Source organism: Paenibacillus graminis (assembly GCF_000758705.1).
GTDB lineage: Bacteria > Bacillota > Bacilli > Paenibacillales > Paenibacillaceae > Paenibacillus_AQ > Paenibacillus_AQ graminis.
The window spans coordinates 4,974,765-4,992,016 of the sequence record NZ_CP009287.1 but is presented as its reverse complement, the minus strand read 5'-3'; the positions used below and the strand labels follow the sequence as shown (position 1 = coordinate 4,992,016).

At 51.7% G+C, this 17,252-nt stretch carries 13 protein-coding genes; 11 read left to right on the top strand and 2 right to left on the bottom strand.

Going from position 1 to position 17,252, the window contains the following annotated elements:
- Nucleotides 1-173 precede the first annotated feature (173 nt).
- Nucleotides 174-1,088 (bottom strand): dihydrodipicolinate synthase family protein, encoded by a 915-nt coding sequence (locus PGRAT_RS21500; RefSeq protein ID WP_042267215.1) that lies wholly within the window; start codon nt 1,086-1,088, stop codon nt 174-176.
- Between the two features lie 169 nt (nt 1,089-1,257).
- On the opposite strand from PGRAT_RS21500, the gene PGRAT_RS21495 reads away from it, so the two are divergent.
- The 3 genes from PGRAT_RS21495 (at nt 1,258) to PGRAT_RS21485 (ending at nt 5,630) form a co-directional block, all read left to right on the top strand.
- Nucleotides 1,258-2,016: an IclR family transcriptional regulator gene (locus PGRAT_RS21495; RefSeq protein WP_025703815.1), complete on the top strand. Its 759-nt coding sequence runs from the start codon at nt 1,258-1,260 to the stop codon at nt 2,014-2,016.
- A 72-nt stretch (nt 2,017-2,088) separates the two neighbouring features.
- Nucleotides 2,089-4,044, top strand: a complete 1,956-nt coding sequence (locus PGRAT_RS21490) for a YjhG/YagF family D-xylonate dehydratase (RefSeq protein WP_036703272.1) — start codon at nt 2,089-2,091, stop codon at nt 4,042-4,044.
- Nucleotides 4,044-5,630, top strand: a complete 1,587-nt coding sequence (locus PGRAT_RS21485; RefSeq protein ID WP_025703817.1) for a glycoside hydrolase family 43 protein — start codon at nt 4,044-4,046, stop codon at nt 5,628-5,630. The genes PGRAT_RS21490 and PGRAT_RS21485 overlap by 1 nt, the downstream gene beginning before the upstream one ends.
- 41 nt (nt 5,631-5,671) lie before the next feature.
- Here PGRAT_RS21485 and PGRAT_RS21480 read toward each other — a convergent pair whose 3' ends face one another.
- A complete protein-coding gene (locus PGRAT_RS21480; RefSeq protein WP_025703818.1) occupies nt 5,672-6,577 on the bottom strand; it encodes an AraC family transcriptional regulator in 906 nt (301 codons plus the stop codon).
- A gap of 189 nt (nt 6,578-6,766) precedes the next feature.
- Here PGRAT_RS21480 and PGRAT_RS21475 point away from each other — a divergent pair, with 189 nt between their 5' ends.
- The 8 genes from PGRAT_RS21475 to PGRAT_RS21440 all read left to right on the top strand — a co-directional run bounded on the left by PGRAT_RS21475 (nt 6,767) and on the right by PGRAT_RS21440 (nt 17,102).
- On the top strand, nt 6,767-8,998 hold the full coding sequence (locus tag PGRAT_RS21475) for a glycoside hydrolase family 52 protein (RefSeq protein ID WP_025703819.1): 2,232 nt from the start codon (nt 6,767-6,769) through the stop codon (nt 8,996-8,998).
- 138 nt (nt 8,999-9,136) lie between these two features.
- The gene (locus PGRAT_RS21470) at nt 9,137-9,931 is read left to right on the top strand and encodes a Nif3-like dinuclear metal center hexameric protein (RefSeq protein ID WP_025703820.1); all 795 of its coding nucleotides are present in this window, start codon (nt 9,137-9,139) and stop codon (nt 9,929-9,931) included.
- 334 nt (nt 9,932-10,265) lie between these two features.
- Nucleotides 10,266-10,607, top strand: coding sequence for a PadR family transcriptional regulator (locus PGRAT_RS21465; RefSeq protein ID WP_025703821.1), 342 nt, complete (start codon nt 10,266-10,268; stop codon nt 10,605-10,607).
- Nucleotides 10,594-11,220, top strand: coding sequence for a DUF2812 domain-containing protein (locus PGRAT_RS21460; RefSeq protein WP_025703822.1), 627 nt, complete (start codon nt 10,594-10,596; stop codon nt 11,218-11,220). The genes PGRAT_RS21465 and PGRAT_RS21460 overlap by 14 nt, the downstream gene beginning before the upstream one ends.
- 94 nt (nt 11,221-11,314) lie before the next feature.
- Nucleotides 11,315-11,920 carry a pentapeptide repeat-containing protein gene (locus PGRAT_RS21455; RefSeq protein ID WP_025703823.1) on the top strand — a complete coding sequence of 202 codons (606 nt, stop codon included), beginning with the start codon at nt 11,315-11,317 and terminating at the stop codon, nt 11,918-11,920.
- A 565-nt stretch (nt 11,921-12,485) separates the two neighbouring features.
- Nucleotides 12,486-14,099 carry a sensor domain-containing diguanylate cyclase gene (locus tag PGRAT_RS21450; protein WP_025703824.1) on the top strand — a complete coding sequence of 538 codons (1,614 nt, stop codon included), beginning with the start codon at nt 12,486-12,488 and terminating at the stop codon, nt 14,097-14,099.
- 905 nt (nt 14,100-15,004) lie between these two features.
- Entirely contained in the window at nt 15,005-15,595 is a 591-nt protein-coding gene (locus tag PGRAT_RS33890; RefSeq protein WP_174469031.1) for a hypothetical protein, read from the top strand.
- Nucleotides 15,596-15,707: 112 nt separating this feature from the next.
- Nucleotides 15,708-17,102: an MATE family efflux transporter gene (locus PGRAT_RS21440; RefSeq protein WP_238326768.1), complete on the top strand. Its 1,395-nt coding sequence runs from the start codon at nt 15,708-15,710 to the stop codon at nt 17,100-17,102.
- The last annotated feature ends 150 nt before the right edge of the window (nt 17,103-17,252 follow it).

The window sequence follows — 17,252 nt, the reverse complement described above, 5'->3', positions numbered from 1 at the left end:
GGGAGGACCGGTACGGCCTTGTACAACAAAGGGTGCCCAAACCACGCGCGGGGGGAGCATTTCACCCTGAAGGCGCATTCAGGGGTCCCCAGACAACCTAAACCATAAATAGAAAACGGCTATACTGTCCCGGTAATGGACGGAGTAGCCGTTTTGTTCTGAGAACGGTTCAATTATGCAAAGGGAATCCCCGCTTTGGTGAATATTTGTTTCAGTTGCCGCTCCTTCTCTTCGTTCCAGGGGTTTGCCGGAGTATGGCTGAACGTAGGAACCGGAAGACCGGCCAAACGGACCGCCTCCTTGATGGCGGGGATGAAGGGATCATCCAGCGCATACAGCGGCGGTATCTGAATCAGCTTCCGGTGATATTCAAGCACCTCTGTGAATTGATTTTGCTGAAAGCTGCTGTGTAGGCCCAGCATCAGCTGGGGAGCAAAATTGGCACTGGCTGCGATGGCCCCGGCTCCCCCTGCCGCAAGGGTTGGCAGCAAATATTCATCAAAGCCGCAGAACACTGCGAACGCCGGGTTTACTTCTTGGACCAGCAGAATCATCTGGCGGATATGGCTTAACTGGTCCACGGTTTCCTTGATGCCAACTACATTGGGATAGCGCGCCGCAAGACGTCTGACAAAGGCGGGACTCAAATCCTGGCCGGTAAGCGCCGGGAAATTATACAGCATCAGAGGGAGTTCTGATGCTTCGGCAATAGCGGCATAATGCGTGAACAGGCTTTCCTCGCTTAGCTTACAGTAGTAAGGATTGATGACGACAACCCCGGTGGCCCCGCTGCGGGCAGCATGACGGGTGAGGCGGAGCGCTTCGGAGGTCGTATTGCTCCCCGTGCCAATCCAGACCGGGAGGCGCCCGTCTGTATAATCAATGCAGAACTTTGCAATTTCCTCCCGTTCCCCCGCATCGAACTGGTTGAACTCTCCGGCGGTTCCCAGGAAGAACAGTCCATGAACGCCTTTAGCTATCAGGCTTTCAATTAAAAGCTGCATACCGTCACGGTCAAATTTCTGCTGCTCATTCAGGATGGTGGGAACTGGGGGGATAATGCCTGCATTTGTATGAATAATATTCATTTGTTTTTGCCTCCCGGTTTGATATTATAAACATATGATTATTATATTGAACTCAAAGGAGTTTATCAAACATTGTTTTGCCAAACATTGTTTATTTTCTCAAACTCAAGGGGTTGATCAAACGTTGGTTTAATCACAATTGTTGTTTTTTAGAAAGGGGATGGAAGGGTTGGACCGTAAATATTGGGTTCCCGCTTTGGAACGGGCCGATTTGATTCTGACGGCGATTTCCCGGAAGCCCGGGGAGTGTAAAATGACTGATCTGTGTGATGTGACGGGCATCAATAAAAGCTCGATGTTCTCTCTGCTGCGGACGATGGAAGCCTTGAACTGGGTGAAGAAGGATGAAAAGGAAGCCTATGCGCTTGGAGCAGGAGTGGCTTATCTCAATACGGTGTTCAATGAGTCGCACAAGCAGAATTACAACCTGGTAGAACATTTTCTCAAGGCTTCTGCAGAGAGTATTAAGGCGGTTGGCGAAACCTTTCAGCTCTCGGTGCTGGACCGGAATGAAATTATCTATCTGGCCAAGCTGGAAGGGCCATCGCTGGTGAAGCTGGAGTCCAGCCCGGGGATGCGGTTTCCGGCTCATGCGACAGCGATGGGGAAGATGATGCTCGCGCTGCTCCCGCCGGATGAGCTGGACCGGAGGTACCCGGATAGAATGTTAACTCCGGTAACTTCACATACGATAACAGACTGGAATGAGTTTACGGCAAAATTGGCGGAAATCCGCAGCAGCGGATATTCGGTGGATCAGGAAGAGATTATTCAAGGAATCTGCTGTGTGGCCGCACCGATCCTTGATGCTTCCGGAAATGCGGTTGCGGCAGTGAGTACTTCCATGCTGCGGCATGCCTATCTTGATAAGCAGGAAGCGGCGCATCAAGAAGTTATTCGGCTGGGGAAGAAACTGTCCTTGGCTTAACCCTCTGATGCTTACTCTAGATTATACGAAGAAAGAAGGGTGCAAAAAGTGGAAATAAGCTTGCAAGATATCATGCGGGACGCCCCCGGACCCTCAGCTTTTTCTGTACATACTGCTGCGGCAGGCCCGGCAGGCAGTCTGCCTATTACAGGTGAAATGCTGCGGAGCGCCCCGAGCGGTGAAATATTCGGAATGACGCAGAATTCGGGAATGGGCTGGAATCCGCTGCTCCTCAATAGGCCGCAATATCTCATCCTGGGTACAATGGGGGGAATCCGGCGCGAGGACGGCAGTCCGCTTGCCCTTGGCTACCATACCGGCCACTGGGAGATTGGGCTGATGATGGAGGAAGTCGCGGAGGAGATTACTGCACAGCAGGGCATCCCGTTTGCAGGTTATGTCAGCGATCCCTGCGACGGCCGCTCCCAGGGAACAGCAGGCATGTTCGATTCCCTGCCGTACCGGAACGATGCCGCCATGGTGCTGCGCCGTTTAATCCGTTCTTTGCCGACACGCAAAGGGGTGCTTGGTGTAGCCACCTGCGATAAAGGGCTGCCTGCGATGATGGTGGCCCTGGCTGGCATGCGGGATCTGCCGGGGATTATTGTACCGGGTGGAGTCTCGCTGCCCCCTGTTCATGGAGAGGACGCCGGTAAAGTGCAGAGCATCGGGGCCAGATTCAGCAACGGTGAGCTGTCTCTGAAGGAGGCGGCGGACCTCGGATGCCGGGCCTGCGCAACTCCCGGCGGCGGTTGCCAATTCCTGGGGACCGCTGCGACAGCCCAGGTGATTGCCGAAGCGCTTGGCATGTCGGTTCCCCATTCCGCTCTGGCCCCTTCGGGACAGCCAGTATGGAAGAATATGGGGCGCCAGTCTGCCCGCGCGCTCCTGCATATGGAGCATAGCGGAATGGTGATGAAGGATATTCTGACCAACCGGGCGATTACGAATGCGATGGTAGTTCATGCGGCGTTTGGAGGGTCCACAAATCTGCTGCTCCATTTGCCTGCCATCGCCCATGCCGCCGGCCTGCGCATCCCAACCGTCCAAGACTGGAATGCCGTCAACCGCAGGGTGCCGCGCCTGGTCAGTGTGCTGCCGAACGGTCCTGTTCCGCATCCGACGATCCGGGTGTTTCTTGCCGGAGGTGTTCCTGAAGTAATGCTGCATCTGCGCCGGCTGGGACTGATTGACGATTCAGTGCTGACGGTAACAGGAAGGACGCTCGGGGAAAATCTGGACTGGTGGGCAACCTCGCAGAGACGGCAGGAAATGCGCAACCGTCTGATCGAGGCGGATGGCATTGATCCCGACACCGTCATTATGAATCCCCGGGAAGCCAAGCGGAAGGGCCTTGCCTCCACAATGACTTTCCCTACCGGTAATCTTGCTCCGGAAGGCTCGGTCATCAAATCGGCAGCCATAGACCCTTCGGTCCTGGACAGTGAAGGCGTCTACCGCCATGTTGGAAGAGTTAAGGTCTTTACTGCGGAAAAGGATGCAATCCGAAGCATTAAAGACGGACTTATCCAGGCGGGAGATATTCTTGCTATCATCGGCCGCGGCCCCAGCGGAACCGGAATGGAAGAGACGTACCAACTGACATCCGCGCTGAAGCATCTGCCCTTTGGCAAGTACGTTACGCTGATCACCGACGCCCGTTTTTCCGGTGTGTCCACGGGGGCCTGCATCGGGCATATCGGTCCGGAAGCGCTGGCGGGAGGGCCGCTTGGCAGACTCCGGGATGGTGACTGGGTAGAGGTCGTTGTCGATACGGTCAAGCTCGAAGGAAGTGTAAACCTGGTTGGTGACGGCGGACAGCCCGGCTCACCTGAAGAAGGGGTGGACATTCTGGCCGCCCGGACCGCACACCCGTTCCTGGCTGTTGATCCCGGATTGCCGGATGATACCAGATTGTGGGCAGCATTGCAGGCTGTAAGCGGCGGAACCTGGCAAGGCTGCGTCTATGATACCGATAAAATCATTGCCGCGCTCGAAGCGGGCCGGCAAGCATTGGGGTGGAAATGATGAGCAGAAATCTGATTCAGAATCCAATTCTCCGCGGTTTTCATCCGGACCCGTCCATCTGCAGGGCAGGAGAGGACTATTATATTGCTACATCTACTTTTGAATGGTTTCCCGGCGTCCGTATCCATCATTCCCGTGATCTTGTCCATTGGCTTCTGCTGACGCATGCGCTTACACGCAAATCACAGCTCGATATGGAAGGGGATCTGGATTCCGGCGGAGTGTGGGCGCCGTGTCTCAGCTATAACCATGGAATCTTTTATCTGATTTATACCGACGTAAAGAGCAGACAGGGGGCATTCAAGGATACTCCCAATTATCTGGTCACCGCCCCGAATATCGAAGGCCCCTGGTCTGAGCCGGTTTATCTGAACAGCAGCGGTTTTGATCCGTCCCTGTTCCATGATCTGGACGGGCGCAAATGGCTGGTCAATATGCTGTGGGATCACCGGACGGACAAGAACAGCTTCGCGGGAATTGTTCTGCAGGAGTATTCGGCAGAGCTGAAACGGCTGATCGGACCGGTGTTTCCTATCTACAAAGGGACAGAGCTGGGTCTGACGGAAGGCCCGCATCTGTACCGGAAAGACGGCTGGTATTACCTTATTACGGCAGAAGGCGGCACTCAGTACAACCATGCAGTAACCGTCGCCCGCTCAAGAAATATTGAAGGCCCCTATGAGACCGCTCCCCACCATCCGGTGCTGACTTCTGCCGGCAGCAGCGGACTGGAGCTGCAAAAGGCGGGGCATGCCTGTCTTGTCCACACGCATACGGATGAGTGGTATATGGTTCACTTATGCGGCCGTCCGGTGAAGGAGAAGTACTGCAATTTGGGCCGGGAGACTGCGATACAGCGCTGCGTGTTTACAGAGGAAGAATGGCTGGCTCTTGCGGATGGAACAAACCGGCCTTCCGTTACCGTTGAAGGCCCGGATATTCCGGCCCACCCCTTTCCGGCAGCTGTGGAGAGGGATGATTTTGACGCGCCGGAGCTGGATGTACGCTGGAGCACCTTGCGTGTTCCTGCTGATGAATCCTGGCTCTCACTGAAGGAACGGCAAGGGTTCCTGCGCCTGAGAGGAAGAGAATCGATGAGCTCCCTGCACCGCCAGAGTCTGGTTGCCCTGCGCCAGCAGGCTTTTTGCTGCAGTGCTGAAACGGAGCTTGAGTTCGAGCCGGAGCACTTCCAGCAGATGGCCGGGCTGATTGTCTATTATGATACGAAGGATTATGTGTATTTGCAGATCACTTATGATGAAGTGCTGGGCAAATGCCTGGGAATAGTCCGGTCCGTGGACGGCGTATACGACGATTCTATATGCGCCCAGATCCCTCTGCTGCCTGGTGCAAGCTGCCGGCTGAAGGTGTTGATCGAGCGGGAGTTTGCTCAATTTTATTACAGCATTGGCCATACCACCTGGGAAAAGATTGGCCCCAGCCTGGATATATATCATCTATCCGATGATTTCCCGGCGTATATCAGGTTTACGGGGACTTTTATCGGGATGTGCGCCCAGGACCTCAGCGGAACCTTTCATGCTGCGGATTTTGATTATTTTGAGTATAAGGAGTTTTCGGGGTAAGCCAAAAACGGATACCGCCTTTCCCAAGGACGGGTCCGTTTTTATTTGTCCGCTTCCCTGTACTCACGCGGCGCTTTCCCGTACCAGCGTTTGAACTGGCGGCTGAAGTGGGCGATATCGCGGTAGCCCAGAAGGCTTGATATCTGGCTCACGGACAAGCTTGAATCATCCAGCAGAACCTTTGCCTCATGAAGCATCTGTTCGGACAGAAATTCCCGTGGCGACACCCCGAATACCTGCCGGAACACACGGTAGCAGTGGGAGGCGCTGATGCCCAGCTCTGCGGCAATATCATCAATGCCATAATGGCTGTCGTAGGGCAGCTCCGCTTGAAATTGCTGAAAGACCAGCCCCTGCAGGCGGCTGCGGATCTGGTGGGCAAGCTCTACCTTCTCATAGGTGCCCGTTGCGGGTAAGTTCGCCTCGATGGAAAAGGCTTCCCACAGCTGCCCGAACAGCTCAAACACCGCAGACTGCAGCCTCATCCGCTGCGACATGGTGATATCTCCGGAGATGGTGTTAGAAATCTCCACCAGCCTGGTGAAGACAGGGCTTAATTTATGGGCAAGGGTGCTGCCGGATTCGAAGAGAACATGGTTCAGGCGGCTGAGCAGTGAGATCAGAATCTTGTCATCGATATCAAAATGAATGCAGAAATAAGTGAAGGGTTTGCCGTTGCCGCTTTTGCTGGAGTGGGTATCGCCTGGCCTTAACAAGACCAGGTCTCCGGCCTTCTGCGTATAGCTGCGATTATTGACGACAAGCTGCTGCTCGCCCTCAAGCACATAATTAAATTCGTATTGCGGATGGGCATGAACCGGATACTCCCATTCTCCTCGCACCTTTCGCAGATGCATGCCGAATAAGTTCAAGGTTGTCTTCACATCGGGTATGATTGTCTCGCTGATGCTGTGGCCGAGCACAGGCGGTATAAAGGCTGATACCATAAAGACTCTCCTTTTGATATGATTGCATCTGGTCTACAGTATATCCTTTCAAATACTATAGCAGGGTTCAGCTTGATTTGGGTAAATATTTGCTTGATTTGACAATGTTCGTGCCCTGAAGGCCGTGTTAGGATGAACATGAACAAAAGAAGCGAGCGACCCAAGCTATAGTTCCAGAAAGGAGTCTTTATGACAAAAACCAATGTATTTTATAATGTTCAACACTCACCTATAGGGGCCTTTGCCAGCTTTACTTTGGGCTTCAAAGGGAAAAATGGGGGGCTTGGACTGGAGCTGGGCAAACCTGCGGACCAGAATGTGTATGTTGGCTTCCAGTCTGAAGATGGCGAAACGTATGAAGTGCTGCCTTTTTTCGAGTGTGTGGAAGATGCAGGCGCCAGATATGATATAGAAAAGGCGGATGAAACCGCCAAGGAATTGCAGGAGGTGTTCCCGGCTTCACCGGGTGGAAACGACAGGGATAAGCCAAGCGGCTGGTATCAGCCTTCCCAAATTGTTTTGCAAGCGTTTGAAGACCAGAAGATAACCAGAACCTTGCGTCCGGCAACGGATACTTGGAATGCGGGGGATCTGACGTTTACCATCTACTCGCCTGTGCGTTCTGTTCCCGATCCGGCCACCGCTGATGAAGAGGAACTGAAAGCCTCCATCCTGCCAGCTGTATTCGCGGAGCTGACGTTGGATAATACGCAGGGCACCTGTGCCAGAAAAGGCTTCTTCGGCTACGAAGGCGGCGATGCCTACAGTTCCATGCGCAGACTCCGGGATACCTGCAATGGTGAATTCGAAGGCGTCGGACAAGGACGGCTGACGGCTATAGCCTGTAAAGACGAAGGGGTGCAAACCGCCCTCGGCTTCACCATGGAGAAGATCCTTGAAGCCAAGCTGGAGCATAATCTGGCTTTTGGGCTGGGTGGAACGGGTGCCATAATGATGGAGGTTCCTCCAGGAGAAAAGCGGACGTACCGCTTTGCCATCTGCTTTTACCGGGGCGGGCTGGTTACGGCAGGGATCGATGCCAGCTATGCATATACCCGCTATTTTAAGAACATTGAAGCCGTTGCAGCCTATGCCTTGGAGCATTTTGACGAGCTGACCGGCTCTTGCGCAGCGGGCAATGCCTGGATCGGTTCGGCCCGTCTCACAGAGGACCAGTCCTTTATGCTGGCGCATGCGATCCACAGCTATTATGGCAGCACCCAATTGCTGGAGGCTGACGGCAAACCCCTGTGGATCGTGAACGAAGGTGAATACCGGATGATGAACACACTCGATCTGACGGCGGATCAGCTGTTCTTCGAACTTGTCATGAACCCTTGGACGGTGAGAAATGAACTGGAATTGTTCGTAGACCGCTACAGCTACGAGGACAAGGTGGTCTTTCCTGGCGGGACGGAGGAATATCCCGGGGGCATTACCTTTACCCACGATGTTGGCGTAGCCAATGTGTTCTCGCGGCCGCAGTATTCTGCCTATGAGATGGCAGGTCTGGATGATTGCTTCTCGTATATGAGCCATGAAGAGCTGGTGAACTGGCTGTGCTCGGCGCTGGTCTATATCGAACAGACCCGGGACCGGGAATTCATTGACACCATGCTGCCAACGGTTCGCGCCTGCTTCGACAGCATGTTGAACCGCGACCATCCCGAAAGCCGTTTGCGCAATGGTCTAATGGGTCTGGACAGCGCCCGCACTGAGGGCGGTGCCGAAATCACCACGTACGACAGTCTGGACACCTCACTGGGACAGTCACGCAATAATATTTACATGGCAGGCAAATGCTGGGCGGCATATGTGGCACTGGAGAAATTTTTTAAGCAGGAAGGTTTGGCTGAGCTTTCGGCAACGGCGGGACAGCAGGCTGAGAAATGCGCCGCTTCTATTGCTTCCAAGCTGAACAGTGGAGGGTACATTCCTGCTATTATCAATGAAGACAATAAGTCCTGCATTATTCCGGCGATCGAAGGGCTTGTATTCCCGCTGTTCACCGGCTGTGAAGATGCGCTTGATCCCAATGGCCGATTTGCCGGTTATCTGAGCGCGCTGAACACGCATTTGAACAATGTGCTCGTTCCAGGCATATGCCTCTTTGAGGACGGGGGCTGGAAGCTGTCATCTACCAGCAACAATTCCTGGCTCAGCAAAATCTATCTGTCCCAGTTCATCGCCAGGGAGATTCTGCATCTGCCTTGGGACGAAGCCGGACTTGCAGCAGATGCAGCACATGTCCGCTGGCTGCTCCATCCCGAGCTGTCCTACTGGTGCTGGAGTGATCAGATTCTCTCCGGGCTCATCGGCGGAAGCAAATATTATCCGCGGGGAGTTACGGCAATCTTATGGCTGCTAGAAGGTACAAGCAACCGGTCGCTTACCCGGATCAAGGAGGAAATCTCTGTATGAGCCTCTCCCAAGCGTTCAACCGCGCTGCTTAGCGTAGGCTGGATGATCAACCCTGAACATATGCTGTTCTTCTATCACGCACGATCAGATCAATTATGCTAAAAGTCATTTCAAGCCCAGTTCATATAGGAGGATATTATCATGCTCACGTTCGGACAAATCATCGATCACCTGACGGCTCGAACCGCCGGGCCTGAACAGACCGTGGACAAGCTGGAGCCGGGGAACCCGGAGACCCCGGTACAGGGGATTGTGACGGCTTTCTCGGCTTCGCAGGCTGTTATCGAGCAAGCCATTGCGCTGGGAGCGAACCTGATCATCTCGCACGAAGGCGTATTTTACAGCCACCAGCATCATGGGTCTGAGCTGGAACAGGACCCTGTGTATAAGCAAAAAGCTGAACTGATCGCAAGCTCGGGCCTCGGGATTTTCCGTTTCCATGATTATCTGCACCGCTACACTCCGGATGGGATCGTGGACGGGCTTCTACGGGAGCTGGGCTGGCAGGAGTATGTAGCCGAGCACCGGCCGGCAGTTTCCATTCTGACCCTTCCTCAGATGAAGGTTGAAGAAATCGTGGAACATTTGAAGCGGAAGCTGCACATTCCCTGCGTGCGGGTTGCGGGAAATCTGTCCGCTTCCTGTGCAAGGGTGGGGATACTCGTTGGCTACAGAGGCGGCGGCTCTACAGCAATCCCCTTGTATGATCAAGACTCCCTGGATGTAATCATAGCCGGGGAAGGACCGGAATGGGAGACACCGGAGTATATCAGGGACGCTGCCCGCCAGGGGAGGAATAAGGCTCTGATCATGCTGGGCCATGCAGAAAGCGAAGCACCCGGTATGAAATATCTGGCCGGGCTGTTGTCCGCGCAGTTTCCCGGTGTGCCGGTTCATTTTGTTGCAGACCGGCCTGTGTTCCGGGTTCTATAGCCGGGAGAACCCATCCTCTCTGCTTTTTCTTGTTGCTAAAGCGGACAAATTGCCGAAAGGGCAGCTATCCTTTTATGAGGATGGGTGCCCTTTTGTGCTGATTAGGGGCTTACAGGCTCCTTCGTGAGAGTGCCCTTGATTTCAGCACAAGTGGCTGTTCGTGAATAGATGTGTCTTTCTGCAGGAAAGATAATTATACAGTTGAAATATACAGTCGAATTGTATATAGTATGACTATACAGTTGAACTGAGTAATTCATGAGTTATATGATTCTAGTGAATTTTTGAAATTACCCCGAGTACCCGGATTCATTTCAAATAAAGGAGAAAAGAGATGGGGAGAGACAAACATCTGCCGCTGACGGAAACGGTATATTATATTCTGCTTGCTCTGCATGAGCCGGCCCACGGCTATTTGATCCTTCAAAAGGTTGAGGAGCTTAGCGGAGGGCAGGTGCGAATGGCAGCGGGAACGTTATATGGCGCCATAGAGAATCTGATCAAGCTAAAGTTCATTGAACCTGCCGGCAGTGTCGACAGCCGCCGCAAGGTCTATGTTATTACGGAAGCAGGAAGAACGGTTCTAAGCCTCGACTTCGAACGGATGAGTCATATGCTCGAAACGACGCGGAGAATCTGGAATTCAGACGGGAGGGAACACAATGCGGAAATTTAAATGCTTTTTGAATTTTGACCAAGAAGAGAAATGGCTGAATCATATGGCCAGACAGGGATGGAAATTTGTAGGAAAGTCTATCTGCTATCATTTTCAAAAGGCTGAACCAGAGGATGCCAGTATTAAAATGGATTACCGTTCTTTTACGAAGAAAGCGGATTTCGAGGATTACCGGGCCCTCTTTGAGGACAGCGGCTGGAAGCATATCCAGGGTTCGAAATCTTCGGGGTATCAGTACTTCAGGAAGGTGAGCGGCCAGGGGAGTGAGGATATTTTTTCGGATGTCGATTCTAAAGCCGGGCGGTATAAACGTCTGTCAAGGATGTGGCTCTCGATATCCGTGACCTATTTTCCTATCTGTGTAGCGCTGGGGACTACAGGCACTTTTAAGCCTGCCGCTCTGCTGAATCCCGAAGCCTTCTATTTGACACCAGGATTATGGGAGAAGACAGGCATTTCGTTTTGGCGGGCCTTTCTGTTTGAAACACCGTTTGCACTTTGTAGGGGATTGGGCATATACCTCCTGCCCACGGTAATTATTCTTTATCTATTCTTCTTCTTCAAAGCGAACCGGCAATATAAAAAAATGCAGGGGGGAAACCTCATCCGATAATCACTCAGCAATATGACATAAACCGGCAAATGCACTTGACACCCATATGTTAAAATTAAGGATGTGTTGCATTTTCTATTATCGGAGGAATCATATGTATCAGTACAACGACCGGGAATTTACGGATGTCCGTTTTGACGGGCATGATTTACGTTATGGGGAGCTTATCCATTGCACGTTTAAAAACTGCACATTCATGAATACCTCTTTGGATGAAATCGATACCACCCATTGCCGTTTCATCGAATGTGATTTTAAGGGCGCTGCCCTGAATGCATCGATCCACACCGAATCCGCGTTCGAAAATTGTAAATTCAGCGGTGCCAATCTCTTCGTCACCAAATTTATCTCCTGCAAAATGACCGGATCGGACTTCTCGGGCGCTCAGATAGACGGCATTACGCTATGCCAGGGCGACTGGTCTTATACGAATTTGCGTCATGCCAAGCTTGGAAAACAGGATTTGCGCGGGATCCGTTTCCATGAGGCGGATCTTTCGGAGAGTGATCTGACGAAGGCTGATCTGCGGGAATGTGATTTGACACGGGTATCGCTGAGCAAAGCCATGCTGAAGGGTGCTGATCTGCGGGGAGCCAAGCTGGACGGAATAAATCTGAAAGCTTTGGATGTGACCGGTGTGCGGATGGATATGGAACAGGCCGTCCTGTTCCTGCGCTCCTATGGAGCGAAGGTGGATTGAGTTCAGCGAAGCCAGAGTGATCTGGCAGCAGCATATAGAAGGAGATAGAAGAGCGGAGGCCATAACGGTCTCTGCTCTTCTTCTTTACTTACCAGAAAGTATAGATTGGGGGTTATTTTAGTGCATAAGCCCCACCAGAGAACAGGAAATCAGTTCAGCAATCCACGCCTCGCGCCCGGCCGTACCCCCAAAGCCAAAAATAATGGTAGTCCCCAACTGAAAAATAAAAGTTATGGTAAATAATTGATATGCAGAAATTTTTTGCACAGTATCCGCTCCATTATATCTGATTCGCATTCGCATTCCATCATGATGATTATTTCCATCAGAAGGATGCGGCAAACCAAATCAGGTTTGGAATGAAGAGATTTACATTTGAAAAGTTGCTTGAAGACCTGGGTCTAACTTCACAAGGCGTGTCAAATAATCTGCCTATTTGCACGCCTTTTTTGCTTGTATTCTATGGACTGCATAGGGATAGATTCTGCTCATTCATTGTCGAATAACACTATTATTTGTTGTATGATGGAACTAAGTATTTTCATAAATCAAGGAGGGTAATAGTGTGCTTACACTGAGAAGGGCCGGGCCGCGCCGAAGTAAAAAGCTTAGTCTGACCTTGCTGCTTACGGGCCTCGTAACGCTGGTGGTTCTGCTAACCTCAACCATTCTGCTGGTTGGTTCGTATGACTCCAAAAAACAATCTCTAATGGAGACGACGCTCCATCTGAATTTCTCCAATGCTGACCGCATGGCGAGGACCATGGACTCCTTGTTTCAATCTATTCGCGGCAGCCTGGCACATAATGCGCAGATGCTTTCCAATGTGGACGCTATGCCACCTGAGCAAGTGGGGCATCAATTGGAGTTGATGCGCAACAGCAGCAATTATTTTAATTCGATTGTTGTGATCGGCAAAGACGGGCTGGTCCGCAACGTGGAACCAGCCTCAATTGGGACGGCAGGCAAACATATCAGTTCTCAAGCGGCTAAAGAAGCATTGGAGCTCAAACAGCCTTATATTTCTGCTCCATACATGACAAAGAACACCAATAGATTAATCGTGTTCTTGAGCCAGCCGATCTTCAGCAGCGATGGTACATATCTTGGTATTCTGGGCGGCACCATTTACTTGCAGGAGGATAATGTTCTGTCCAGGATTTTTGGAAATAACAATGTGGACGATCTTGGCTCCTATTATTATATTGTAGATGCCGGCGGGCATTTGCTGTATCACCCGGACAAGCGGCTCTTCGGGAAGGATGTCAGCGGCAACGAGGTTGTGCAGAAGCTGATGAAGGGGGAGAGCGGGGAACAGCAGGTCCGCAGCCTCAATGGAAATGAACTGCTCGCGGGATACTCCAGTGTTCCAGAGAGCAGTTGGGGAATTGTGGTCGTTTCACCGATGGGGCTGATCCGTCAGCAGCTAATCGGCCACATTCAGACCATAGTTGCGTATTCCTTGATTCCGTTCATTATACTGCTGAGTGCTGTGATCCTTATAGCCCACAGGCTGGCCCGGCCTTTTGCTTATCTGGCCGATCTGGTAAGCAAGATGGGCAAGGAGAAAATTGTGCTTCAAGAGGCGAAGCCGCACTGGAGCCGGGAGGCCGATTTGCTGACCAAGGCTGTCTTTCTGGCTGTAGCTGACATCCAGAAGCAGACGGACCAACTGACACAGGAGGCAGTAACCGATACGTTGACCGGGCTGAAGAACCGGAGGTCGCTGGAATATACCTTGAGCCAGCGGATTTCCTCAGGAATTCCATTTTCACTGATTGTGCTGGATGTGGACCGGTTCAAGTTCGTGAACGATACCTATGGCCATGTTACCGGCGACGAAGTGCTGAAGCATGTGGCTGGAGTGATCGTCTCCTCGCTTCGGCCGGATGATGTATGCCATCGCTATGGCGGTGAAGAATTTGTTATTCTGCTGGCCCGTACCCGCCCGGCTGAAGCCTTCAAGGTGGCGGAAAGAGTCCGCCGGGCACTGGAGCAGAGCAAGGGACCCATCCCGACACAGGTTACCGTTTCGCAAGGCATCGCTCATTATCCGCAGCATGCTTCTGAGCAGGAGAAACTGCTGGAGAAGGCGGATCAGGCGCTGTACCTGGCTAAAAAGAACGGAAGAAACAAAACGATCGTTGCTGAGGACAACCCGTCGTCCCCGTCGGCATAAACACTTGTTCGAAACAATGGAGCGTAAGGAAACTGCCGGGGTTCTAAGGCATAAGACCAGCCGGAGGATTTCTCTGGATCAGTTGCAGGTACAGTAGTGTTAAAGTGGATTACAGCAGAGTATAGTGGATTCAGTAGTTACAGTCGATCAGTAGAGCGTAGTAGATCGCAGTAGTTTGCAATAGATCGCAGTAGATCGCAGTAGATTGCAGTAGATTGCAGTAGATTGCAGTAGATTGCAGTAGATTGCAGTAGATTGCAGTAGATTGCAGTAGATTGCAGTAGATTGCAGTAGATTGCAGTAGATTGCAGTAGATTGCAGTAGATTGCAGTAGAGCGAAGTAGATTGCAGTAGATCGCAGTAGATTGCAGTAGAGCGTAGTAGATTGCAGTAGATTGCAGTAGATTGCAGTAGATTGCAGTAGAGCGTAGTAGATTGCAGTAGATCGCAGTAGATTGCAGTAGAGCGTAGTAGATCGCAGTAATTTATAGTGGACTACCTTGAACTTACAGTAAACTAAAGTTGAACTGCTATAGAAGTAGCGGGGATTAGTGGGAATTTGTCCACTTAAATTGCCAAAAAGCTTGCTGTTGAAGAAATAGTTGGAAAAAGTAAACCTAATTTTGGCAAATTCGCCTGAGAGGGTGCAAATCAGTCAGATTAGATATCCTTTTTCCCACTAATGCTTGCTGAGAAGCCCAATGGAGAGGATTTAAGTTTACTTTTTCCACTTCAGCTTCACGCCGAGTCCAAGAGTGACTGAAAGGTCCAGGCGGACATAAGCTCACCCTGAGATGAGGACACAGACACCCGCACCCCCCCGTACCCACAACCACTACACTCTAAAAAGATACAATCCAAAGAGATACTCTACTCTTACACAAACTTCTTGACACTACCCCCGAGTGGCGGTTGGCCCGGAAACAACGGCAGAAATGCCGTTGTTAAGCGCTCGCGTGGCGGTTGGCCCGGAAACAACGGCAGAAATGCCGTTGTTGAGCGCCCGAGTGGCGGTTGGCCCGGAAACAACGGCAGAAATGCCGTTGTTAAGCGCTCGCGTGGCGGTTGGCCCGGAAACAACGGCAGAAATGCCGTTGTTGAGCGCCCGAGTGGCGGTTGGCCCGGAAACAACGGCAGAAATGCCGTTGTTAAGCGCTCGCGTGGCGGTTGGCCCGGAAACAACGGCAGAAATGCCGTTGATGAGCGCTCGCGTGGCGGTTGGCCCGGAAACAACGGCAGAAATGCCGTTGATGAGCGCTCGCGTGGCGGTTGGCCCGGAAACAACGGCAGAAATGCCGTTGATGAGCGCCCGCGTGGCGGTTGGCCCGGAAACAACGGCAGAAATGCCGTTGTTAAGCGCTCGCGTGCCGTTGTTAAGCGCTCGCGTGCCGTTGTTAAGCGCTCGCGTGCCGTTGTTAAGCGCTCGCGTGCCGTTGTTAAGCGCTCGCGTGCCGTTGATGAGCGCCCGCAGGCGTTTTGTTTCTACGGAATTTTAATTAGACCGTTGACAATTAGAATTCTATCTATTATGATTGCTGTGTTACTTAGAATTCTAACTAAGCAATCACAGCTCCAATTACTTATTGTCAAGAAAGATTGGGAGGACTTATGATGGCAAAAAAAATGTCGAATCAATATTACCTGGAATCGGCGCCGATGAAGAAGGCTATTGCCCATTTATCGATTCCGATGATGATCGGGATGTCGGTCGGTACGGTCTACAATGTCATTAATGCTTATTTTATCGGCCTGCTGCATAATACGGGCATGCTGACAGCCATTACGCTGGGGCTGCCGATTTTTACGGTGCTGATGGCCTTCGGAAATGTGCTGGGGGTTGGAGGAGGAACCTTTGTCACACGGCTTGCGGGACAGAAGGAGACAGAGAAGGGCAAGCGCATCGCCGGGTATACCTTTTACGCGAGTATTATAGCGGGGCTAGTCATTGCCCTGATTGCGTTTGCAGCGGTTAATCCAATCGTCCAGCTGCTGGGTGCAGATGCGGCAACGGCCCATTTTACCAAAACCTATACACTGACACTCTTTGCGGGCGGCTTCGCCATTGTCCTGAATTTTGCGCTGGAACAGATGGTGCGCTCTGAAGGGGCCTCCAAGGAATCCATGTACGGGATATTTGTCAGTACCGCATTAAGTCTGATTTTTGATCCGCTGTTTATCCTGGTCCTGGACTGGCATGTAGCTGGAGCAGCGTTGGCTATGTGTCTGGCTAATTTGGGCTCTGCAATTTATTATGTCTACTATCTGGACCGGAAAAGTGAAAACTTAAGAGGTTTCCTGAAATATTACAGAATATCGCTGAAGGATAAGCTGGAAATATACAAAATCGGCATCTCCGAACTGCTGCTGGCCGCTTTTATGATTGTGACTACGCTGCTGCTCAACAACTACTCCATTCAGTATGGAGAAAGTGTGGTGGCCGGGTTCGGGGTGGCGCTCAGAATTGTGCAGATTCCGGAATTTTTGTCCATGGGCTTGTTCCTGGGCCTGATTCCGCTCTTTGCCTATACCTATTCCAGTAAAAATATACCCAGACTGCAATCGGGCATCCGGCATGCTTTTTTGTATATCGGGAGTATGGCTGTATTATTTGTAGGTCTGGTATATGTGTTCAGAGGTCCGGTGATTTCCTGGTTTTCGAACGATCCTTCTGTGCTGGAAATGGGTGCTTATATCATCGGAGCTATGCTGGTGTCGGCGCTGTTCAATGGCTTCACCGGTTTGTTCACAAGCATCTTTCAGGCAACCGGGCAGGGCATTCCGACAGCAATCATGTCAATTACCCAGGGCGTGCTGTATATCCCCGTAATTATTCTTTTGCATAAGTTCTTCGGGCTGCACGGTGTGATCTGGTCCATGACTGTAACCGAAGTGATAACGAGTGTGATGGGGCTTGTCTTGTTTATGATCTTCAGCCGGAAGCTGAAAAATCCGGATCAGGGCGAAGAGATCGAGGGAGTCCCGGGAACTTCGCCGGTGATCTGAAAAATATCCACAAGAAGCGGCCTATGCAGCCAGTTGATCTCCAGACTTTAGGATATGAATTCCCCCGGAAAATATATGACCAAGAGCCGTCTGCCGTTATTGGCAGGCAGGCTCTTTCTATTGTACATGAAGAGCTGGCTGCTAAGCCCG